Source organism: Halorientalis persicus (genome assembly GCF_900110215.1).
In the GTDB taxonomy this organism is placed as follows: domain Archaea; phylum Halobacteriota; class Halobacteria; order Halobacteriales; family Haloarculaceae; genus Halorientalis; species Halorientalis persica.
Genome location: NZ_FOCX01000001.1, coordinates 188216 through 206245 on the forward strand (window position 1 = coordinate 188216; position 18030 = coordinate 206245).

The following is an 18030-nucleotide window of genomic DNA, read 5'->3' on the forward strand; positions in this document are numbered from 1 at the left end:
CGGCCGCGGGACCGCCGGACGCCATCGGAACTGACAGGACGTGGTACTGTCCCTCAGACAGACATAAGTGCGTGGATAATCCAACGCCGGATAGTCATGGACGAAATACTCGAAGTAGCGGAAGTGGCAGCCGACTTCGGATTAGAGGGAGTGATGGCCTGGATCGTCCGACTCATCGGGCTGCTCGCGCTACTTGCGGGGGCAGGGATGTGGCTCGTCGCCGAGATGTCCCTGCTCGTCCTGCCGGCGGCCCTGATGGCCGTCGGACTCGTCTTGCTCGTCGCGCCGAGCATCTTCCTGCTGTTTTTGGAATAGCGGAGGCCCTGGCCACAGGATCGGGGCCGTCAGACCGACTCGATGGTCACGTTGCCGCTGTCGGTCGCGGTGTAGAATCCGGCAGCGTTCTCGCGGGCCGTTACGTTCACCAGCAGTGCGTCCGCCACGCCGTCGAAGTCGAGCCCCCACTCACCGTTGCCGGTGACGGTCATCCCCGTCGCTTCCACGCCGGCAGCGTCCTGGAGAACGAGCCCGCTCGCACCGTTGTCGGCCGCGGTCGCGTTGCGGAGCGTCACGTTGGTCGCGGGCCCGAGCTGCAGGCCGACACCGCCGTTGTCCCGCGCCGTGGTGTCGAGCAGTCGGCCGTCGTCGAAGCCGTTGCCGGCCCGCAGTCCATCGCGGGCGTTGGCCCGGACCGTCGTGTTCCGGAGCGTCGTCGCGGTCGCGTCACCGATCACGACGCCCCAGGTGTTGTTGGTCGCCTGAGTGTCCGCGAGCGAGAGGTTCCGGAGGTCCGCTGCCACGAATCCGATGTCGTTGTTCCGGAGCGTGGTCCCGGTGACGCGGTCGGCGTCCGCGCCGGGGCGGAGCGTGACCCCCCAGCGCTCGTTGCCGACCGCACGGTTGTCGATCAGTGAAATCGTCCCGCTAGCGGCCTGGAACCGGAATCGCGGGTCGATCACGATGCCGTCCCGGTTGTCGCTGGCGGTGACGTTGCTGGCCGTGCCGGTGGCCACCCCGCCGCGGTACGCGAGCCCGGTCGCCCAGGCCGTCGTCGTGAGGTTCGTGACGGTGACGTTCCGGAGCGTGTCGTCGTTCTCGGGTTCGACCAGCACGCCGGTGGCGTCGGTGTCGGTCCCGACGACTGCGTTGCCCTGCCCGTCGAGGGTCACGTCGCTGGCACTGATTCGAATGCAGTCCTCGGAGCCGTTACCCGAGAGGTTCCCGACGAGCGTGTACCGGCCGGCGTCCTCGATGGTCCGGCAGCTATCGATCGGTGTCGTCTGTGCCGCGGTAGCGGCGGGGAGGACGGCGAGCGCCAGCGCCACGAGCGTAGCCGCCGCCAGTAGCCGTCGTGTCGAAAAACGTCCGTGCCCTCGCGTCATGGCTTCCGGGACGGCCGCCCGACTGTTAGTTACGGACGGCGTGTCGGCGAGTAAGCCCGGCTTGTCCGGCCTCAGAGCCGGACGAGCGTCAGGTCGATCTCGACGTCCCTGTTCGCCTTCGCGATGGCGACCAGCACCATCCCGACGAGCAGGACGACCGTTCCGGTGGCGAGATAGACGAGCAACATCACTGGCACACCCTCCTCGTCCGGTACTCGGCGCACTGTGCCGTTCGTGACCCGTCGGGGCCGATTCGAGTTCGAGACATGGCTCTCTCGGTGTCCAGCGGCAGGGCCGGGGACCGCGCGAGACGCCGCTGGGGCGTCCCCCGCACTGATACGACGGCAGGTAGCTAAATGGGTTTAGTGGGGTCTTTTCCGGAAGTTCCGGGAAGGCGCAGGATAGGCTTCAGTGCGTTTGAGTATCTGCTACAACATTCTCAGTGTGCGATTTTGTCAAAGAAAAACATATATTCAGATCAGCGACCGAGGCTGATTGATCCGTCAGAGAAAACGAGAAACTATACTCTGAATTTGGGTTTATACCCTACAAGACTACATTAATTACTAATATAGACATAGCAAATAGCACCAAGGCAACACCAATAGTGAATAACCATAGAGAATAGTGACTCATCCCGATAGTCTCTATTTTTTGGAGACAAGACAACATCAGAGAAGAAGTGCTATCCTCATTTCTACACTCTAGGTTATTATTGAGAACATCTTTCTGAACAGCATATAATGGGACATTCTTATCTGCGTCTTTTTCCCTCATGTTGAGGGCTTTTTCAATGTCTCTCCGCCGGCGTTCTGCTCTAACACGCTTTTCATTGTAAGTTCTCAATACTACTGCAACAAACATCATCAAGGCACCAGAGGTAGACCCAAATAATAGTACAAATTCTGTAAATTCACTTATTATATTATAAATGTCCCCGTCGGTCCAATCGATTACGTTTCCAACAAAGAAGACTATGGCAATCGCTATCAGATAGTATGAGTTGTGCATCAAACCATCTCGATATCTAACCTCTTCACCAAGTTCTTTATATTCCTCAATTAAAAGATCGGTGTCGACTTGATTCAGGGCATCCTGATATTGATTTAGCGAGTCTGATTCATTGCACTCACTTTCCCCCTCCGGAGAAGGCATATCCCTATACTAACAATCAGAGCAAATATATTTTGTCTGATTCTGGACCGAGAACCGGACGGGTCACACCGACTCATACTGAGCCATACTGAGAGTATGGCGCAGTCACACGGGCTCGGGATAGTCTCGTCGCGGGAGCGCCCGGAGCCCGATCACCACGACGACCGACAGCACGATCACGGCGACGGCCGCGCCCTCGACACCCCAGCGTTTGAAGGCCAGGTCCAACGGCGTCGGCCAGCCGAGCGCGTGGCTGATCCAGTCGTCGGCCGCGGCCGCACCCAGCAGGAACACCGCAACCTGCTGGTCCCGCGGGAAGTACTGCCACCACAGCGGCCGCAGAGACCCGGCCAGCACGAGCGCCACGCCGATCCCGGTCAGACTCGCACCGAGTCCGGGGCGATGGGGCCACGCCGCCAGGAACCCAAACAGCGCCAGCACGATTCCGCCCTCGACGAGCCACGGGTCCCGTCGCGGGTACCAGTCGTGAACGCGCAGGCACGACACGAACGCGGCCAGGAGCGGGTAGATGAGGTGATGCGACCGGAGTACGTCCCCGTCCGGCACGGCCTCGACGGGGAACGTCGCCGGCCACAGACTCTCGATCACGCCGAACCTCCGCCCTGGTCGTCACCGCCCTGCTCGTCGCTCCCCTCGCCCGCGATCTCCTGGGCGTCCTCGACGGCGGCCGCGACCGTCTCCTTTCCGAGAACCGCGTAGGCCCCGGCCAGCACGAGCGCGATGGTCACGACCTCGTAGAACGTGCCGACGGGGGAGTCGGTCAGCATCCCGTGAGCCCACACGCCGAAGAACCCCAGCACCATGACGAGCCCGGCGAAGGCTCGGACAGCCCGGTACGGGCGAGTCGGCCTAATCATCGCTCTGAGCCCTCCGTTGGTAGTCGGGGTGATCAGGAATGTGGCTGTCTTCGAGCCGGCGAACGCGGCCCTGGACGGCGTCGATCCGGCCGGCGAGGTCTTCGCGGGTCCGCTCCACCTGCTTCGAGATGGATCGGAACGCCAGGTACCCACCGCCGGAGAGGACGATAAACAGGAGCGCCTGCACCGGCGGGAACACCTGCAACAGCAGGTCGGTCCACTCGCTCATGCTCAGGCGACACCTCCGGTCTTTGCGTTGACCGCCGCCTCTCCGGCCTCACTGTTGGCGAGCAGGTAGACGGCGACGATGACGGCACCGATGAGCATGAGCGTCTGCGCGTTCAGCGCACCGCTCGTGAAGTTGCCGAGGGCATCGCCAGCGTCTCCGAAGATGTCTGCGCCGGTCTCAGTCGTCCCGGTCGCCGCGTTACCGGCGAACTCGCCGAAGTCGAGCGCGGCATCTCCGAACTCGCCGGCCTGGTCTCCAACAGCACTGCCGGCCGCGTCGCCCACGTCGTCGAGGTAGTCGGCTGTACCCCCGCCGGCCCAGCCGAGGGTGCCGCCGACGATCTCGGCGCCAGCGTTCGCACCTTCCTGGGTCAGTTCGATGCCGGTCTGAGTCGCCGCTCCCATCCAGTTGTCGACGGGTCCGGGGAGGTCCGGCATCAGCTGCTCACCCCCACGATGAGAACGACGGCGACCGCCACGCCTGCCAGCAGGAGCGTCTGGTTGCCCCCGCCGAGAAGCGTGTTGCCGTTGTTGGACCCGCTACCGGTGTCAGACTGCGCGAGCCAGTCGGGCACCGCGCCCTGGCGAAGCGTGTCTTCAGCGAGACTCGCGGCCGCCTCTTGGGGAGCCTCTACGGTACCGGAATCAGGGTTGTACTCACCGTTACTCGGGTCGGCGTCGAAGGCTCCCGGACCCTGTTCTGCGAGCGCCTGGAACTCGCTGGTGAGTCCCATCAGCGGCTCACCCCCCAGGCCAGCGCCGCCGCCGCGGCCACCGCGACCACGAGCATCATGTTATCGTCGCCGTTGAGAACCCCAGCGAGCGCGCCATTGCCGCTCTGCTGGTTGCTCTGGCCGTTGCCGGTTACGGCCACGGTGTCGTTGCCCGTCCGGGTCAGTTGATCGCTGTTTGCCACCTGCTCGTCCGTCACGGTGTGGCCGCCCGGCGTTACGTTGTACTCGCCGCCCTGGGTCCCACTTCCCAAGTCGACGGTGCCGTTACTGTCGAAATCGTCATCATCGAGGCCGGACAGACCGCCCTCGACTCTGTTATCGTCCCAGTCTCTACTCATGTCTGAATTGTCGCTGTTGCTCGTCGTCTCGTTGCTGTCGTTGCTTCCGAGCAGGTCGTCGGGGTCCAGCCAGACGTTGGCCGTCCGGTCGTTGACTCCGATCTCGCTGGTCATGCCGGTAAACTGGGCTCCATAGCTGATCTCGCGATGAATCCCGTAGATAGACCGGCCGTTCATGTTGATCGTCTTGGCTTCCGACGGATCGGCGTTCTGTAGGGCCTCCTCGATCTGGTTCACGACGTGATCCGGAGCCTGTCGTCGGAGCGTCGGCAGGTCGCTCGCCCCGACGAGCGGGACCTGAAGGTCATCACGGATTCGGCTCCAGAGGGTCATAGGTCCTTCACCTGTAGCTCCCGTTTGACGCTCACGTTGGTCCAGTCCAAGGTTTCGTCCGACGTGTTGTTTTGATCGGCGCGGAGAGTCACGTCTAAAGTCGTGGTTTGCGGAATTGCGACAGACCCGGTTAAGGTGGATGATGGGTCTTCGACGACCACGCTATCGACTTGTTGCCCGTTGATGTCCAGACTGGCGTTTATGTAGCCTGCAACGGAGGCGGTGAGGGTCATATCAACTATAACCTCATTGATAGTCGTCACGTCGGCCCCGGAGACAATATCGGACGACACCACCGACCCGTCTTGGGGAACGACCATGCTACCATCTGCAGGGGTGAGGAACTCAGGGCCATTTGTCATGATTGAGGTGTCGGTGATGACCGGCCGGGCCGCTCCCCCCGTTTGTTCGTCGGTGACGTTGTGGGGGTTGGTCTCGTCGCTGGTGTGGTCCTGCAACTGCGACGGCGTAACGTAATCGAAGGCCGCTTTCGCAGCTGTCACAGCGCCGTCAACCAGCCCGGCGGTCGGGATGGGGTACTGGTGGTGGTTGTCCTCCAGCACGCCCTTGAGTTCGCGGTGATCGTCGACGCTGGTAGCGTGCCACTCGCCATCTGACCCGTATCGCTTGTACTGGCCTTCGGCAGTGCCGTCGCCGTCCGGGTCCGCGTCGGTATCCAGCCACACCTCGTTTTGATCGGGGTCGGTCGGCTCGTCGGGTCCCGTGTAGTCAACCCGTGAGCCGCCGCCTGCCGTGAACCCGGCCATCAGTTGCTCACCTCCGCGATGTACCGGACGCCGTCCCTCATGTTGCCCGCCTCGATGGTGATGACCGACAGGTTGTCAACCCGGAGCGTGAGCGCCTGGCCAACGTCAGTGAGGGGATAACTCGGTGAGCCGTCACCTGCGTAGACCACGCCGTCGTTGGCCGGATCGTAGGCCACGACCACCTCGATGCCGTCCGGAATCGGCTGGTCAGGTAGTGACTCCGCCGTGTCGGCCTGGTCGACGGTGTACTGCCCGTCAACGAGCCCGCTGTGGTTCTGCCCCTGCTGACGCACCTCTTCGAGGCGTTCGTCACTCGCCGGGTGGGCGTCGGAGTCGTCGGCGTCCTGTATCGTTTCGAGGTTGTCGATCTCGCCAACCTTCCCGCGAGTGTTCACCGGCATTACTCTTCCCACCCCACGGGCTGGATGTGATACATCTCGTCACCCGTCGCGGACGAGAGCCGTTTCGCCGTCACTTCGAGCTTGGTGTCCCACTCCCGCGGCGGCCACCAGCACGTCGACAGGTCGTCGATGTCCGTCGGCGGGATCGCCTGGTCTGCGCCGAAGATCGTCGTCCCGTCGGCCGTGATCGTGTACGCCGAATCGGGGTGCTTCGAGACGGCCACGACGGGCATGTAGAACGTCGTGTCCGACGTGGTAGGGGTGAACGTCGCCGTCACCTTCTGCCCCGGCGAAAGGACCGCCGAGTAGGTCGTGTTCACCGGCACCGCGCCGTCCTCGACGACGGTCGACGGGTCACGCATCATCGTTATCCCTCCCGTCAGCGTCGAGCCGGCGCTGTCGGGTCTGTCGCTCTTCGGTCTCGCTCATCTTCTCGACCGTGATGTCTTTCTTGTTCACTCTTCGGTCACCTCCAGGTACAGCAGGACCAGCCACAGGGCGATCTGCATACCTGCCGCCACGACCAGCACGTCCACCCGCGTCCACCCACTGGACGCAAAAAACGAGTCGAGGTGAGACATGTCCGACTTGTCACCTGCGACTGCGAGGGGTTGCTCGGGGGGAGAAGACCCGCCCGTGGTCGTGGCGGAGGTCGCGGTCGTCGTCAGACCGTACCCCAGACCGGGGTTGTAGCCTCCGCCTTGCATGGTGAGTTACCGACTCCCGGCGAGAGAGCCGATGAAAGAGCCCAGTCCCGAAATCTCGTCCCGGGCGCGGAAGATCGGGAGCGAAATCCGGGCGTTGGTCGGCGTTGCATCCCCGCCCGCCTCACTCCACGAGACGGGGTAGGGAGCGTCGATACGGATGTCGATGCTCCAGTCGGTCGGCACGATCCCCTCGAAGGGCCGGTCGAAGTCGAACCGGAGCGGGTCCTTGTGCTGGTCCCGCAGGTTCTTCAGCCCCATGTCGTCCTCGTCCACGTCCTCGGGCACGCCCTTCGGCGAGGTCTTCCGGATAACGAGTCGGGCCTGGTCGCCTGCCATGTACCAGACGTGGACGGGGTTGTTCGTGTTCGGGTCGGTGAAGGTGACCGTGTCGTTGGCGTAGTCCACGCTGTCGGGCTGGACGTAGCCCGTACCCTCGATGTAGACCACGACGGGATTCGGGACGCCTTGGGCGTCCACGAGGTCGTGGGACAGGCTCTTGGTCTCGCTGTCGCCGCCGGTTCCGTCTGACGTGAACGAATCGTAGGCAGGGATGTCGGCGTCGTAGGGGACGCCGTCACGGAGCCCGATGGGCCGGTTGGCCTGGAACGTGGCGACGACCGACTCTTGGCCCTGACTGTTGGGCTTGAGGGTCATTTCGCCGCCCGAGAGCTTCTGCTTCTGGCGCGGCACGGTGGCGATGGCCTGCCGGATCTGTTCTGCACTCGCCATCGGTTACACCTCCCGCACGGCGTTGCGGTCGATGTAGAACCGGGAGTTGTCCCAGTCGACCTGTGCGCTCGACTTGACCGACACTCGAAGTTCGTCGATGTCCCGGACGTTCAGGTCGGGGATTTCGCCCTGCTGAAGGGCGGTGTCGGTGTTCTTGAGGATGGTCTTCACCTGATCGATGTACTCGGCATCCTGCTGCTCTTCGAGCGTGAGCGCGTTCCACGGCCGGATGTGGTCGAGCGGGTGGGTGACGGTCTGCGCGTCGTCCATCCCGGGAGCCTTGTACTTGAAGGCCAGCCGCGTGTCCTCGGGGAGCGGGTCGCCGTTGGTGTCGCGCAGGTCCATGTAGATCGGGAACCCGCGCTCGGAGCCGGCCGAGACCATGCCCCGGATGACGAGCATCAGGCCGTCGTCGGGCGTGAACGAGAGGATCGGGCTCATCACGTCCGGGACGTTCTGGCGCTCGTCGGCGTACGTGGTGGCGTTGCTGAGTTGCTTCGTCATCAGTTGCCACCACCCTGACCGAGTTCGAAGATCTGCTGCTTGAACCCGAAGTGTTCGGCGACCGAACCGACCGCGAAGAGCAGGCCGCCGGTCGTCATCGCTTCGCTGTACTCCCCGCCGTAGACGTAGCCGCCGGCACCGACCGCGGCACCGGAGGCGACACCTGCGACGGCGTCGGGGCCGGGAGCCATCCCGACGATGAGGCTGTCTAGAATTGCACTACCTGCGTACCCGCCACCGACGGCCGCCGCCTGAATCCAGGCGTCGGGGTCGGCGAGTACGTCCATACTGTCTGCCAGTTCGTTCATGACTACGGGCAAATGTCGCGGAGATACGATGTTAGAAGGCTACGCGGGGGATTACGCACTATCCCGTGCTTTCACAGGGAATCCCTGGGATTCTCAGGGAACTAATCGAGCGGGCCGTCGTAGTGTTCCAGCAGGTGACCGACGACTCTGGGTTTCGTGGGTCGATACCCGAGCTTGTTCTCCAGCCGGTCGCGGATCTCCCGGAACCGCTCGGCCTGGCCGCCGTGGAGGTCGATGTTCTCACGTTCAGTTGCCATTATGGGACAGTGAGCGGGAGTGATTCGGGACCGTAGTGTTCCGATTCCATGCTCTTCCGTTTGCTGTTGATTCGTTTCTGCTGACCGGAGTCGTCGCTATAAATCCACTCTGAGCCGACGGTTCGACCGTCCTGTGTGAACTTCCGGACTGGCACTTCGCCCGCGTCGTCGGCGCGCAGTTCTTTCGAGAGTCCTGGCACGCGGTCCTCCGAGACCTTGTGAACATCGGCGTTGTAGCCGACGTTTCCGGCGATCTTCCGCAAGTCGTTGTCGGACTTGAAGCCGCCGAGTATGTAGACCATCATCTCGCTGATGGGCGTCTCGTCGAGCTTTGCGAGCCGCTGAGTGACCCAGAGACTCGCAACCTGTCCTCGACCCTCGGTAGCCAAGTCCTCCATTGCGTCGGGGTAGGAGCCGGACTGTGGAGCGACCTTGTGAGCCTCGTCGATAACCAGCAGTACGTCGTCGTCCATCGACAGGGCCGCGCGGATGATCGCGGCGGCCACGCCCTTCCAGGCGTCCCCGTCAAGATGGTGCCGGGCGAGTACGACACGCGGGTTGGAGCGGATGAACTCGCGCCAGTCAGCCGGTGACAGCCCCGCCTCGGCGTTGCTGACGATCCCCCAAGTGGCGAAGCCCGCTTTCACGAGCCCGCGGAACTCGTCGCGCCGGTCGAGGATCACCACGTGATCGTAGTTCGGCAGGTTGTCCTCAGTCCACCACTGCGCGAACCACGACTTTCCCCAGCCGCTCTTTGCCGCTATCAGGGCGTGACTCATGCTTCTCCGTCGATTTGCTCCTCTAGTTCGGCGATACGTTCGTCTCGCTGCTCGATCTCTTCCTCCAGCCGGCGAACCTGGGCGGTGTACTGCTTGATCGGACCGAACATCACTCCCTGCAACTGCTCGCCGCGGGACCAGTTGACGATGGCCGCCACGAACTCCCGAAGGCTGATGCCGAAGGTCTCGCGGATGTGTCGGTCGGCCACGGTCCCGATCTCCGCCGGGTCGGCCTCGTCGAGCGGAGTGTCGACGACCCCGGCCTCGTGATACTGCTCGTACCAGCGCCGGAGTTGGCCGCGCCACTCGTCACCGGAGAGACCGACGTAGCCCTTCGCTCTTTCGTGGTTGTCGAGTAGGTACGCCCCGACGTTCTCGAACCACCAATCTTGAACCCGCTGTTCGGCCACGGCATCGGCCAGCGACAGCAGCGAGTCTTTCCGTTCGTCGGGATCGTGCCGGATTCGCTCGCCGGTCCCGGCCGCTTCGTGGGCCGAGTCGATAGCCGCCGCCAGTCGATGCTCGACGGTCGTCAGTGAGGTAGCGACAGCCTGGGCGATGGGCGTCTCGCTGGGGGTGATTTGGCCCATCATCCGTTTCGCCATCGCCTCTTTCCCTTTGTCGAGGAAGTCGGGGCTCACGCCTCACCACCCCGCTGGGCGACGTTCTCTATCATCTCCGGGTCGTCCATCGCAACCATACCGCCGAACATGACCGTCGACAGCAGGATAGCCTGCCCCGGCCCGAGTTCGTCGATGCCGCCGTGTTCTTCGAGCCACTGGTCGACGTACTCGTCTATCTGGAGGTCGCGGGCCATGTCGCCGTACTCGTCAACGAGGTCGCTCCGGTCGTCGGGGTCCGCGGTCCCGTAGTTGGCCCGTGCGACCGCCGCGCCCATCCCGAGCGCGTTGCAGTAGATGTCCCCCGGCGTCACCCGGTCGTCCGCGGTCGCGTCCATCGACAAGCTCGGCTCGTCCTCGTCGTCGCTGTCCTCCTGGTCGTCCTCGTCGTCGTCGGGATCGGCCCCGGCGGCGTCCTCGATCTCGTCGGCTACCGCTCCGAAGTCGGCCATCTCGTCGTCGTCGATCTCCGGCTGCTCGTCGTCGGCAGTGTCGGCCGCCTGCTCGTCGGGTTCGGGAGCGTCGTCGGCAGGGGCGTCATCGGGATCATCGTCGCTCATCGGACCTCGGCCTCCTCTGTTGCGACGAGACCAGCGCCCTGGTCGGTCGGTTCGTCGTCGTCCTCCACGTCGACCGTGGCCGGGTCGTCGCTAGAGCTGTCCCCACTCCGCAGGTAGAGGTACAGCAGTGCGGCGACCAGCACGAGCCCGACGCCAGCGGCCAGCGTCGTGGTCGAGACGGGAATCGGGATGCCCGCGCCGGTCCCCGAGTCCGTCGACGTGGTGGTGTCGTCGTCGCCGTCGTCGTTCTCGTCGGTATCGGTACTCTCGCGCTGCCGTTCCAGTTCCTCGGGGGTGGGCATATCGTCGTCTTCGGGGTCGTCGGGCTGGTCGTCGTCCGATTCAGGGGCTTCTGAGGATTCGTCGCTCGACTGGCCCGAGTCGGGTCCCGTCTCGGGCGTAGATGAATTTCCCTCGTCGTCGGTCGGCTGGTCTTCGGTCTGTGCGTGAACGTCGTCTTTCAGTTCGTGCCAGTCGTGGGATTGGTCACCGGACGAGACGATGTGACCCCGCACTGAGGCGAGGTCTCGACCGTCGTCCTCCGGCCCACAGACGGGACACCAGTGAGGTTCTGCGTCTGTCATGGGTCAGTCTGCATACGCGAGAATGCCGCCCTCGTTGTCGACAGCGGCATCAAGTGATTCGGCGGCAGCGGTGTCGATCCGGCCACTGTCGCTCTTGAACGATACTTCGTCCGGCTTCACGCGCCGGGTAAACTCGCCGGCTACGTCGGCCGCGGTCGCCCGATCTCGAAGCCCACTGGCGACGGTGAAGCTCAGGTCGTCGGGACCGTCGAGCAGGACACCGAACTGGTCCCCGTCGCCCACCACTTCGACCGTGTGGGGGCCACCGCTGTACTTCACGGCCGCGCCGCTCGGGGCCTTCCGCTCGACGTACCACGCGCCGGGGACCGCCTGGTTGGATTCAGTGGCGTCCGCGCCGGTCAGCGTTACCTGCTTCTCTTCGGCCGTGGCCTCCGGATCGACCCCTACGCCGAGGGTCCCCTGCTGTTCCTGCGCGAACTGGCCCCCAGATTGGTCCCCAGTTTGGTGTACGGCGCTGTCGTCGCTCCTGGCCTGTTCGGGGGCCTTCGAGGGGCCAGATTGGCCCCTTTCGGGAAGGTCGCTGGTCTCGATCTCGACTCGGCCACGGCCGACAGGAGTTGCTGCGGCTGAGCGGTTGACGAAAGTCTGAATGGACTCTCTGGGGCCACTCGTCACGGGGTGATCGTGGCCGGAATGGTCCGCATGACACTCTGCACAGTCGTTAGCCGCTTTCCGCAGGATGTCAGTCAGTACAGCCTGTGATTCCTCCAGATCCGTGAAGTGCAGCGGGGGCTGATCGTTGTCCTGGCGGATGGAGTTCACGGCCTTCGCGGCCTGCTGGGCGTTCTCCCACTCTTCGCGGACCGATTCGAGTGCCTCTGATAGTGTCTCAATAGCCCCGTGATAGCCTTCCCATGCACGAGATATGGCCCCCATCTCCTCGTCGGTGAGGGCCGCGGCCTCTGCTGGGGTTGGTTGGACCCTATCTGAGGGGTCATTCTGGGGTTCCTGACGCTCCGGCAGGTCCTCGGGAGCAGGTTCCTGCTCCGGTCGCGGCTCGGGCTCCCGCCGGGCGAGAACCCTCTCCGGGTCTAAACCACACTCGTCAGCGATGAACTCGCAGGCTTCGGGGTCCCCGTGGGCGCAGTGGCCCGCGGCATGGTCGCACTCTTCGGATTTGGCCGTCCGAACACTATCAGCGGCCTTTTCCTGCGCGTCCGTCTCGGCGTCCATCCGCTTCCCCTGGGAGTCGCGGGCTGCTCGTTGGGCAGCTTGACGCTGGTCCGATTCGGTCTTCAGATCCTCGCTGAAGTACGAGAGCCAGTCGCTCACGCCTTCATCGAGGAAGATCCCTTTCGCCCGCTTGGCCTTCGAGATGTGGATGTCCGAAAAGTCGATCTGGTCTTTCTCACGGTCTGTAAGGGCCGTTGAGTATCCCGACGTGTCGCCGGTCCGTGAGTCGTCGGCGTCCCGCCGGGCCGCTTCGAGAACGTCCGCAGGGGTGTCGCTCCGGAAGGTGACGGTCTTCCGGCTCCGGTTGTCGTCGGGACACAGGTGGTCCGCGTAGTTGTCTCTGGCCTGGTTTGCAGCGTCCAGTGATCCGAACTCTACCTCCGGCACTGAGCAAATCCCTCCATACAGCCCCACCAACGCGGTCGCTGGGGATAAAACCTGTCAGGTAATCAATTAATTAATCAATTAATCAATGACTGCACGGGGAGAGTGGTCTACCGGTCCGCTGGTAGGTCGACGACTGTCTCGCCGTGGTCGGGGTGATCGGCGTCGGCCAGGTGGCGGTGGTGGTCTGGCAGGTTGTCCTCGACGTTGCCGCAGCCGGGCGCGATACACCGATAGCCGACCTGGCGACCGTCGCTCATCGGTCCTCCTGTTCAGTTCCCGTGTCTACGTAGCGGGTGTTTCGTCCGCCGTCGGCTTGGACTAAAGTCGTCTGATCGTCGGGTACCTTCGGTGGGGCGGGCTGGTTGTTGTCTTGGGGAACCTCGGCGTCTCGGGTGTCGAGCGATTCGAGCCACGAACGGACGAGACAGCGGACGTAAGCGGCTGGAAGGGTGTTCTTGGCGAGGTGCTGCTTCGGGTAATCGCCACGAAAACCCTTTGTCGCCGCCCACCACTCTCTCGTCCGGTCGGAGTAGTAGTAGGGCGTGACAGTCTTCTCGCCAAGCGGCTGGTGCCGCGCCGGGGACCGAACGGGGAATGTGGTCTCGAAGGCCCGTTTGTAGGCCAGCGGAAGGCCGAACATCCGGCCGTGGAGTACCGTCGGGTCCCGAAGGTCGTCCCGCGGTTTGTTCTCGATGACGTAGTCCTCGGCGACCCGTTCGGCGATCTCCCGGGCGCGGGGGATCTGATTCTCGTGATCGTCAGGGTCCCCGCTGATGCTCGTCATGTCGCTCTCGTCGGTACACCGCGGGTGGAGTACCGCAAGGTCGAACTGACCGCTCGGTACTCGCTCCATCAGGTCGACGGCTACCGTCTCGGCGACGTGCGGGTTCGGTCGAGGGTCACGAGTCCACCGCGTGACAGTCCCAACAGTCGTCAACACCTCCGACTCCACGGCGTGATCCGCGAAGGCGTGGAGGATCTGGAATCGGTCAGTGCCGTCCGTCATGAGTTCATCCACCTCCAGTAGCACTCACTGCTACAGAACGGTCCAGCGAGACAGCCGGCAGCGGCCGCGTACTTCGTGGGAAAGTCCTTTTCGGGAACGTCACCGTCACAGACTCGACACTCGTCACGTTGCCGAACCTTCCGATTGTGGTCCCGCGCGTCCCGTTCCATAGCCGCCTGCTCGCGGAGCCGTGAGCGCTCAATACCGCCCGCACACTGAGCATCGTCACTCATTCCGATCACCGTCCTGAGGCGTCACTTCGTCGCGTGGCGTGAGCGGGGCCACTGCGACCCTGCCGCCCTTGACGGCCAGCAGGCCGGACCCATCGAGTTCGGCAATCACGTCCTCGCGGATGAGTTCTAACGGCTCGTTGGGATGGGTCTGCTGGCTCAGGATACTCTCGGCCTTCGAGACGGGCATCACCCGCTTTTCGTCCTCTCCGGCGAGCGCCAGGTAAGCGTCTTTCAGTTCGGGATTGCGGGGGAGGACGTACTCGGAGTTTGCCGAGGACGGCAGGAACTCGTCGAGTGCTTCCCGCAGAACTTCGCTCTTCTGGGCGTCGTGAGACTCCATGAACTGCTCGAAGCGGGCGGCCAGGTCGCCGGACAGCCGTGTCTCGGCGCGCAGGTCGCTCTTGTGCCGGTCGTTGGCCTCTGAGTCGCCCGGCAGGCGCGTCCCGCTCATGCTGTCCTCCTGTCCGCAGACACCGAAGCCTGTGCGGACACAGATGAAACGGGGGTCGCGCTCCCCCGCATCCGGGGGGTCCGATTTGACGGGTCGGTTTCGACTGCGCGGTATGGTGGCGGACACCCCCCTCCCCGTCCGCTCGGGAGTGGGTTGGGGCCTCCCCCCGTCACCGGCCCTCACCTCCGACTTTCTCGCGTGCCCAGCGAAGCAGGTTCCCGACAGTGCCGGGGCTTCGGTCAGTAAAGCGCGCGAACTCGCGGACACTCACGTCTCCGAGGTCGCAGGTGAGCCAGGCGTCGAGTTCGGCAGATGTGAGGTCGTCGGTCGGCAGGTCGGTTCGGTCGCCATCGAGAGACAGCCAGCATGGTGGCGCTGGGTACTCCCGACCCGTGTCGAGGTGGTGAACGACGATCTCCCCGCGGACCCACTGCCACCACAAGCTGGCGACGTGGCTGCACCACCCGTCGTTGTACCGATGGGCCTTGCAGTCGCACTCGGCGAGCAGATCCGCGCCGTCGAGCGCGAAGGTCACGCGATGGGGGTAGTCGCTCCCTTCCAGGTACACCATGCGCTCGGCGTCGTTGATCGGGCCGCCCCCGTCGGTCTCCTCCTGGGCACGCTGCCACGGCGTCGACAGCGTCCAGTCGTCGGGCATCGACAGCGTCGGCGTCCCGCCGAGTCGGTCCGGCAGGTCGTCGCTCGGGTCCCACGTCGGGGTGCGTGGCTGGCTGCTCATGGCCGACACACCCCGTCATCGAGCGCCGGGCACAGCTTGTTGGGAACGTCGATGAAGCACCCGCAGAAGTCGCACACTGGCGGGTAATCGGCGTCGTCAGCGTCGGCCGCACGGCTCACGCTGACCACCTCGTTTCGGTGAGAAAGCGGCGAAGAAGGCCGCTATCCTTTATTTTGGAGTGGGACCGCCGAGATTCGAACTCAGGTCCGACGCACCCCATGCGCCGAGGATACCGCTACCCCACGGTCCCGCAATTTGGATCACGAGGGTCCCCGGATTAAGGGTGTCGTTTTCCCGCTAAACCAGTACGCGTTCTAACTCGACGACGGTCCCCGACTCACCGTCGGGGTCACCCACCAGTCGACCGAGACAGATCGCCGCCCCGTTCGGGGTGTAGCAGGCCACGAGCGGTCGATCCGCCGCGTCGTCGGCATCGAGATCGGACTCGATTACGCCGGGCGCGTACACCGGCGCGCCCTCGGCGACCTGTTCGGCGGCGCTGGGGGCGATGGTCACGGACGGCAGGGGTTCCAGCGCGTACTCGGCGGGCCGGACGATCTCCCGGAGTGGTTCGGGGTCGTCGTCCTCGGTCCACCACGCGAGCGCGTCGGCGAGGTCCTCCAGCGTCACCAGATCCCGGTCGTCGAACTGGCCGGTACTGGTCCGCCGGAGATGGCCCATGTGCGCGCCCGTCCCGAGCGCCAGCCCGAGGTCGTGACAGAGTTTGCGGATGTACGTTCCACTCTCACAGCGGACTCGGAGGAGCGCGCGGCGGTCCTCGATTTCGAGCACGTCGAGGTCGTGGATCTCTCGAACCCGGAGCTGGCGCTTCACGGCGCTCTTTCGTGGCGGTTTCTGGTAAATCGGGCCATCGAACTCGGCGGCGACGGATTCGAGATCGGCGGGGGCCCGGCCGTGGAGTTCGAGGACGGCGACGTACTCCTTGACGGCGTCGTCGAACACCTGGGCCATGCGGGTGGCGTCGCCCAGCAGGAGGGGCAGACAGCCGGTAACCTTCGGGTCGAGCGTGCCGGCGTGGGCGACGCCGTCGATGCCGCCCGGGACGGCGTCGGCGACCATGTCCCGGACCCAGGCGGCGACCTGGTGGGCGGATGGGCCGGGCGGTTTGTCGAGGTTGACGACACCGAATTCGAGCAGATTGGGGATCGACCGGTCGTCGGGAGCGCCGCGGTCGGCCATCAGAACTCGTACCGGACGCCCTCGACGGGGTATTTGCCCTCGTCGCGGTCGGAGCTGTAGGACTCGGCGGCCGACAGCACGAGCGAGAGGCAGGCGTCGGCGTCCCAGCGGGCAGTGTTCACGGTCAGATCGTAGATCGAGCGGTCCTCGATGTCGATGCCGTAGTACTCCCGATAGCGCTGGGCCTCGCTGGCGGCGCGGGCGCGGGTCTCTTCGAGGACCTCGTCGAGGGGTTTGTCCTCGCGATCGGCGATACGGTCGGCCCGTACGTCGAGCGGGGCGTCGAGCCACACCCGGAGGTCGGCGTACTCGGCGGCCATCCAGCCGGCGAGTCGCGATTCCAGTACCAGGTCGGTCGACTCGCGGGCGGTCTCGCGGAGCCGGCGGTCCAGATCGCGGTCGATCTGGTCGTCTTCCTCGGCGAGTTCGTTGAACTCGACCAGCGAGTAGCCGCGGTCGTCTGCGAGCGCGCGGAAGATGTCACCCCCACTGACGTGCTCGTACCCGAGCGCGTCGGCCAGTCCCGCGGCGAGCGTACTCTTCCCGCTGCCCGCGGGGCCGGAGACGGTAATCAGCATATCAGACCTGCGGTGGTCGCGGTAAAAGAGGTTGTGTCTTCGGATCGGCCCGAGAAGGCTCGGGGAGTACCGCCTCAGGTCGGCGTCGTCTGGATGTTCAGCGACTTCCGGATGATCTGGGTAAAGCCCATCGAACAGAGGAAGTACCAGAGGATCCAGGCCTGGAGCGGGCCGAGGACGCCGTCGGTCCAGTTCACCGACCCGATCAGTGGCAGCGTGATAGTCTGGGGGTGGATCGACTGGTTGGGCGAGAGCAGCATCCAGTACATCCAGAGGAAGACCGGGATGGTCAGCAGCATGATCCAGACCATCGGCCGAATCTGCTCTTTGAACATTCCCATCTGGTCACCCATGGCCTCCATCTGTTCTTGCTGGATGCGGTCCAGGGCCTCCTCGTCGCCGCGTTCCTTGGCGTCTTTGCGGCGCTCCTGGATCTCTTGCATCTGTTCCTGGTACTCGCTCATCTTGTCCATGTCCATCAGATTGGCCTGCAACAGCGTCGAGTACAGGCCAGTGAGCATGGCCAGGACCATGACGACGACGTAGAAGGGAAGCATCGCCTCCAGCGGGCCAAAGAGCACGTCGAGACTCCCGCCGATAGCGTCCCGGACCGCCGGCAACGAGTAGCCGGCCATCATCCCGAGCGCGCCGACGCCGGCCAGTTTGTCGTAGGACGACCACGAGGACTCCCCGTCGCCGTCGGCGGCCGCGTCGCTCACGTCGTCGTCGCTGAGCGCGTCGCGGACACCCTCGGGGTCGTCGACGACGAACCCGGACCCGTCGGCGTCGACGAGCAGTCCCTTCTCGATGAGGCGACCCCACTGGCCGCTGGTCATCTCGTCGCTGACGTCACTCCACTCGACGACCCCATCGTCCTCGACGACGTCGAGGACCGCTTCGAGCGCGTCCAGCAACGCCCCGTCTTCCCGGGCGAGCGACTCTACTTTCTCGGCGGTGCGTGGCATTGTCGAAGCTCTA

At 64.3% G+C, this 18030-nt stretch carries 31 protein-coding genes and 1 tRNA gene; 1 reads left to right on the forward strand and 31 read right to left on the reverse strand.

Annotated features, from left to right (window positions below):
- The first annotated feature begins 96 nt into the window (after positions 1 to 96).
- Positions 97 to 315, forward strand: coding sequence for a hypothetical protein (locus BMX17_RS01050; protein ID WP_092656740.1), 219 nt, complete (start codon positions 97 to 99; stop codon positions 313 to 315).
- A 29-nt stretch (positions 316 to 344) separates the two neighbouring features.
- Here the strand turns inward: BMX17_RS01050 and BMX17_RS01055 are convergent, their stop codons facing one another.
- The 31 genes from BMX17_RS01055 to BMX17_RS01185 form a co-directional block, all read right to left on the reverse strand.
- Complete coding sequence (locus BMX17_RS01055; RefSeq protein ID WP_092656742.1) at positions 345 to 1382, reverse strand: right-handed parallel beta-helix repeat-containing protein; 1038 nt, start codon at positions 1380 to 1382, stop codon at positions 345 to 347.
- Between the two features lie 71 nt (positions 1383 to 1453).
- Positions 1454 to 1606 carry a hypothetical protein gene (locus BMX17_RS25780; RefSeq protein WP_170845291.1) on the reverse strand — a complete coding sequence of 51 codons (153 nt, stop codon included), beginning with the start codon at positions 1604 to 1606 and terminating at the stop codon, positions 1454 to 1456.
- A gap of 322 nt (positions 1607 to 1928) precedes the next feature.
- Positions 1929 to 2537 (reverse strand): hypothetical protein, encoded by a 609-nt coding sequence (locus BMX17_RS01060; protein ID WP_092656744.1) that lies wholly within the window; start codon positions 2535 to 2537, stop codon positions 1929 to 1931.
- Between the two features lie 105 nt (positions 2538 to 2642).
- Complete coding sequence (locus BMX17_RS01065; protein WP_092656746.1) at positions 2643 to 3146, reverse strand: hypothetical protein; 504 nt, start codon at positions 3144 to 3146, stop codon at positions 2643 to 2645.
- The gene (locus BMX17_RS01070) at positions 3143 to 3415 is read right to left on the reverse strand and encodes a hypothetical protein (protein ID WP_139203391.1); all 273 of its coding nucleotides are present in this window, start codon (positions 3413 to 3415) and stop codon (positions 3143 to 3145) included. The genes BMX17_RS01065 and BMX17_RS01070 overlap by 4 nt, the downstream gene beginning before the upstream one ends.
- On the reverse strand, positions 3408 to 3644 hold the full coding sequence (locus BMX17_RS01075; protein ID WP_092656750.1) for a hypothetical protein: 237 nt from the start codon (positions 3642 to 3644) through the stop codon (positions 3408 to 3410). Before BMX17_RS01075 ends, BMX17_RS01070 begins: the two co-directional genes overlap by 8 nt.
- A gap of 2 nt (positions 3645 to 3646) precedes the next feature.
- Positions 3647 to 4081 carry a hypothetical protein gene (locus BMX17_RS01080; protein ID WP_092656752.1) on the reverse strand — a complete coding sequence of 145 codons (435 nt, stop codon included), beginning with the start codon at positions 4079 to 4081 and terminating at the stop codon, positions 3647 to 3649.
- Positions 4081 to 4377, reverse strand: coding sequence for a hypothetical protein (locus BMX17_RS01085; RefSeq protein WP_092656754.1), 297 nt, complete (start codon positions 4375 to 4377; stop codon positions 4081 to 4083). The genes BMX17_RS01080 and BMX17_RS01085 overlap by 1 nt, the downstream gene beginning before the upstream one ends.
- Entirely contained in the window at positions 4377 to 5048 is a 672-nt protein-coding gene (locus BMX17_RS01090) for a hypothetical protein (RefSeq protein ID WP_092656756.1), read from the reverse strand. The genes BMX17_RS01085 and BMX17_RS01090 overlap by 1 nt, the downstream gene beginning before the upstream one ends.
- On the reverse strand, positions 5045 to 5815 hold the full coding sequence (locus tag BMX17_RS01095; RefSeq protein WP_092656758.1) for a hypothetical protein: 771 nt from the start codon (positions 5813 to 5815) through the stop codon (positions 5045 to 5047). The genes BMX17_RS01090 and BMX17_RS01095 overlap by 4 nt, the downstream gene beginning before the upstream one ends.
- Positions 5815 to 6216 carry a hypothetical protein gene (locus BMX17_RS01100; RefSeq protein WP_092656760.1) on the reverse strand — a complete coding sequence of 134 codons (402 nt, stop codon included), beginning with the start codon at positions 6214 to 6216 and terminating at the stop codon, positions 5815 to 5817. Before BMX17_RS01100 ends, BMX17_RS01095 begins: the two co-directional genes overlap by 1 nt.
- Entirely contained in the window at positions 6216 to 6581 is a 366-nt protein-coding gene (locus BMX17_RS01105; protein ID WP_211611255.1) for a hypothetical protein, read from the reverse strand. The genes BMX17_RS01100 and BMX17_RS01105 overlap by 1 nt, the downstream gene beginning before the upstream one ends.
- A 90-nt stretch (positions 6582 to 6671) precedes the next feature.
- Positions 6672 to 6797 carry a hypothetical protein gene (locus BMX17_RS27205; protein WP_280141348.1) on the reverse strand — a complete coding sequence of 42 codons (126 nt, stop codon included), beginning with the start codon at positions 6795 to 6797 and terminating at the stop codon, positions 6672 to 6674.
- A 132-nt stretch (positions 6798 to 6929) separates the two neighbouring features.
- A complete protein-coding gene (locus BMX17_RS01115; protein WP_092656766.1) occupies positions 6930 to 7652 on the reverse strand; it encodes a hypothetical protein in 723 nt (240 codons plus the stop codon).
- 3 nt (positions 7653 to 7655) lie between these two features.
- The gene (locus BMX17_RS01120; RefSeq protein ID WP_092656768.1) at positions 7656 to 8156 is read right to left on the reverse strand and encodes a hypothetical protein; all 501 of its coding nucleotides are present in this window, start codon (positions 8154 to 8156) and stop codon (positions 7656 to 7658) included.
- The gene (locus BMX17_RS01125) at positions 8156 to 8464 is read right to left on the reverse strand and encodes a hypothetical protein (RefSeq protein WP_092656770.1); all 309 of its coding nucleotides are present in this window, start codon (positions 8462 to 8464) and stop codon (positions 8156 to 8158) included. Before BMX17_RS01125 ends, BMX17_RS01120 begins: the two co-directional genes overlap by 1 nt.
- 101 nt (positions 8465 to 8565) lie before the next feature.
- Complete coding sequence (locus tag BMX17_RS25785) at positions 8566 to 8721, reverse strand: hypothetical protein (RefSeq protein WP_170845292.1); 156 nt, start codon at positions 8719 to 8721, stop codon at positions 8566 to 8568.
- Positions 8721 to 9500: an ATP-binding protein gene (locus tag BMX17_RS01130; protein WP_092656772.1), complete on the reverse strand. Its 780-nt coding sequence runs from the start codon at positions 9498 to 9500 to the stop codon at positions 8721 to 8723. Before BMX17_RS01130 ends, BMX17_RS25785 begins: the two co-directional genes overlap by 1 nt.
- Positions 9497 to 10141: a hypothetical protein gene (locus BMX17_RS01135; RefSeq protein ID WP_092656774.1), complete on the reverse strand. Its 645-nt coding sequence runs from the start codon at positions 10139 to 10141 to the stop codon at positions 9497 to 9499. The genes BMX17_RS01130 and BMX17_RS01135 overlap by 4 nt, the downstream gene beginning before the upstream one ends.
- Entirely contained in the window at positions 10138 to 10680 is a 543-nt protein-coding gene (locus tag BMX17_RS01140) for a hypothetical protein (protein WP_092656776.1), read from the reverse strand. Before BMX17_RS01140 ends, BMX17_RS01135 begins: the two co-directional genes overlap by 4 nt.
- Positions 10677 to 11264 (reverse strand): hypothetical protein, encoded by a 588-nt coding sequence (locus tag BMX17_RS01145; protein ID WP_092656778.1) that lies wholly within the window; start codon positions 11262 to 11264, stop codon positions 10677 to 10679. The genes BMX17_RS01140 and BMX17_RS01145 overlap by 4 nt, the downstream gene beginning before the upstream one ends.
- 3 nt (positions 11265 to 11267) lie before the next feature.
- The gene (locus tag BMX17_RS01150; protein ID WP_092656780.1) at positions 11268 to 12845 is read right to left on the reverse strand and encodes a hypothetical protein; all 1578 of its coding nucleotides are present in this window, start codon (positions 12843 to 12845) and stop codon (positions 11268 to 11270) included.
- 107 nt (positions 12846 to 12952) lie between these two features.
- On the reverse strand, positions 12953 to 13102 hold the full coding sequence (locus BMX17_RS25790) for a hypothetical protein (RefSeq protein WP_170845293.1): 150 nt from the start codon (positions 13100 to 13102) through the stop codon (positions 12953 to 12955).
- Positions 13099 to 13851 (reverse strand): hypothetical protein, encoded by a 753-nt coding sequence (locus tag BMX17_RS01155; protein ID WP_139203392.1) that lies wholly within the window; start codon positions 13849 to 13851, stop codon positions 13099 to 13101. Before BMX17_RS01155 ends, BMX17_RS25790 begins: the two co-directional genes overlap by 4 nt.
- Positions 13848 to 14084 (reverse strand): hypothetical protein, encoded by a 237-nt coding sequence (locus BMX17_RS24945; RefSeq protein ID WP_139203393.1) that lies wholly within the window; start codon positions 14082 to 14084, stop codon positions 13848 to 13850. Before BMX17_RS24945 ends, BMX17_RS01155 begins: the two co-directional genes overlap by 4 nt.
- On the reverse strand, positions 14077 to 14535 hold the full coding sequence (locus BMX17_RS01160; RefSeq protein ID WP_092656785.1) for a hypothetical protein: 459 nt from the start codon (positions 14533 to 14535) through the stop codon (positions 14077 to 14079). Before BMX17_RS01160 ends, BMX17_RS24945 begins: the two co-directional genes overlap by 8 nt.
- Before the next feature lie 169 nt (positions 14536 to 14704).
- The gene (locus tag BMX17_RS25795) at positions 14705 to 15274 is read right to left on the reverse strand and encodes an SWIM zinc finger family protein (protein WP_170845294.1); all 570 of its coding nucleotides are present in this window, start codon (positions 15272 to 15274) and stop codon (positions 14705 to 14707) included.
- A 179-nt stretch (positions 15275 to 15453) separates the two neighbouring features.
- Positions 15454 to 15524, reverse strand: a tRNA-Pro gene (locus BMX17_RS01170).
- 47 nt (positions 15525 to 15571) lie between these two features.
- Positions 15572 to 16474 carry an RNA-guided pseudouridylation complex pseudouridine synthase subunit Cbf5 gene (locus BMX17_RS01175; protein ID WP_092656787.1) on the reverse strand — a complete coding sequence of 301 codons (903 nt, stop codon included), beginning with the start codon at positions 16472 to 16474 and terminating at the stop codon, positions 15572 to 15574.
- Positions 16474 to 17052 carry a (d)CMP kinase gene (gene cmk / locus BMX17_RS01180; RefSeq protein WP_092656790.1) on the reverse strand — a complete coding sequence of 193 codons (579 nt, stop codon included), beginning with the start codon at positions 17050 to 17052 and terminating at the stop codon, positions 16474 to 16476. The genes BMX17_RS01175 and cmk overlap by 1 nt, the downstream gene beginning before the upstream one ends.
- Before the next feature lie 74 nt (positions 17053 to 17126).
- A complete protein-coding gene (locus BMX17_RS01185; RefSeq protein ID WP_092656792.1) occupies positions 17127 to 18017 on the reverse strand; it encodes a DUF106 domain-containing protein in 891 nt (296 codons plus the stop codon).
- Positions 18018 to 18030: the final 13 nt, after the last annotated feature.

What these genes read in the sequence shown, in the direction of transcription:
- BMX17_RS01050 (WP_092656740.1), top strand. Translation starts at nt 97, where the DNA reads ATGGACGAAATACTCGAAGTAGCGGAAGTGGCAGCCGACTTCGGATTA.
- BMX17_RS01055 (WP_092656742.1), bottom strand. Translation starts at nt 1,382, where the DNA reads ATGACGCGAGGGCACGGACGTTTTTCGACACGACGGCTACTGGCGGCG.
- BMX17_RS01060 (WP_092656744.1), bottom strand. Translation starts at nt 2,537, where the DNA reads ATGCCTTCTCCGGAGGGGGAAAGTGAGTGCAATGAATCAGACTCGCTA.
- BMX17_RS01070 (WP_139203391.1), bottom strand. Translation starts at nt 3,415, where the DNA reads ATGATTAGGCCGACTCGCCCGTACCGGGCTGTCCGAGCCTTCGCCGGG.
- BMX17_RS01075 (WP_092656750.1), bottom strand. Translation starts at nt 3,644, where the DNA reads ATGAGCGAGTGGACCGACCTGCTGTTGCAGGTGTTCCCGCCGGTGCAG.
- BMX17_RS01080 (WP_092656752.1), bottom strand. Translation starts at nt 4,081, where the DNA reads ATGCCGGACCTCCCCGGACCCGTCGACAACTGGATGGGAGCGGCGACT.
- BMX17_RS01085 (WP_092656754.1), bottom strand. Translation starts at nt 4,377, where the DNA reads ATGGGACTCACCAGCGAGTTCCAGGCGCTCGCAGAACAGGGTCCGGGA.
- BMX17_RS01090 (WP_092656756.1), bottom strand. Translation starts at nt 5,048, where the DNA reads ATGACCCTCTGGAGCCGAATCCGTGATGACCTTCAGGTCCCGCTCGTC.
- BMX17_RS01095 (WP_092656758.1), bottom strand. Translation starts at nt 5,815, where the DNA reads ATGGCCGGGTTCACGGCAGGCGGCGGCTCACGGGTTGACTACACGGGA.
- BMX17_RS01100 (WP_092656760.1), bottom strand. Translation starts at nt 6,216, where the DNA reads ATGCCGGTGAACACTCGCGGGAAGGTTGGCGAGATCGACAACCTCGAA.
- BMX17_RS01105 (WP_211611255.1), bottom strand. Translation starts at nt 6,581, where the DNA reads ATGATGCGTGACCCGTCGACCGTCGTCGAGGACGGCGCGGTGCCGGTG.
- BMX17_RS27205 (WP_280141348.1), bottom strand. Translation starts at nt 6,797, where the DNA reads ATGTCTCACCTCGACTCGTTTTTTGCGTCCAGTGGGTGGACGCGGGTG.
- BMX17_RS01115 (WP_092656766.1), bottom strand. Translation starts at nt 7,652, where the DNA reads ATGGCGAGTGCAGAACAGATCCGGCAGGCCATCGCCACCGTGCCGCGC.
- BMX17_RS01120 (WP_092656768.1), bottom strand. Translation starts at nt 8,156, where the DNA reads ATGACGAAGCAACTCAGCAACGCCACCACGTACGCCGACGAGCGCCAG.
- BMX17_RS01125 (WP_092656770.1), bottom strand. Translation starts at nt 8,464, where the DNA reads ATGAACGAACTGGCAGACAGTATGGACGTACTCGCCGACCCCGACGCC.
- BMX17_RS25785 (WP_170845292.1), bottom strand. Translation starts at nt 8,721, where the DNA reads ATGGCAACTGAACGTGAGAACATCGACCTCCACGGCGGCCAGGCCGAG.
- BMX17_RS01130 (WP_092656772.1), bottom strand. Translation starts at nt 9,500, where the DNA reads ATGAGTCACGCCCTGATAGCGGCAAAGAGCGGCTGGGGAAAGTCGTGG.
- BMX17_RS01140 (WP_092656776.1), bottom strand. Translation starts at nt 10,680, where the DNA reads ATGAGCGACGATGATCCCGATGACGCCCCTGCCGACGACGCTCCCGAA.
- BMX17_RS01145 (WP_092656778.1), bottom strand. Translation starts at nt 11,264, where the DNA reads ATGACAGACGCAGAACCTCACTGGTGTCCCGTCTGTGGGCCGGAGGAC.
- BMX17_RS25790 (WP_170845293.1), bottom strand. Translation starts at nt 13,102, where the DNA reads ATGAGCGACGGTCGCCAGGTCGGCTATCGGTGTATCGCGCCCGGCTGC.
- BMX17_RS01155 (WP_139203392.1), bottom strand. Translation starts at nt 13,851, where the DNA reads ATGACGGACGGCACTGACCGATTCCAGATCCTCCACGCCTTCGCGGAT.
- BMX17_RS24945 (WP_139203393.1), bottom strand. Translation starts at nt 14,084, where the DNA reads ATGAGTGACGATGCTCAGTGTGCGGGCGGTATTGAGCGCTCACGGCTC.
- BMX17_RS01160 (WP_092656785.1), bottom strand. Translation starts at nt 14,535, where the DNA reads ATGAGCGGGACGCGCCTGCCGGGCGACTCAGAGGCCAACGACCGGCAC.
- BMX17_RS25795 (WP_170845294.1), bottom strand. Translation starts at nt 15,274, where the DNA reads ATGAGCAGCCAGCCACGCACCCCGACGTGGGACCCGAGCGACGACCTG.
- BMX17_RS01175 (WP_092656787.1), bottom strand. Translation starts at nt 16,474, where the DNA reads ATGGCCGACCGCGGCGCTCCCGACGACCGGTCGATCCCCAATCTGCTC.
- cmk (WP_092656790.1), bottom strand. Translation starts at nt 17,052, where the DNA reads ATGCTGATTACCGTCTCCGGCCCCGCGGGCAGCGGGAAGAGTACGCTC.
- BMX17_RS01185 (WP_092656792.1), bottom strand. Translation starts at nt 18,017, where the DNA reads ATGCCACGCACCGCCGAGAAAGTAGAGTCGCTCGCCCGGGAAGACGGG.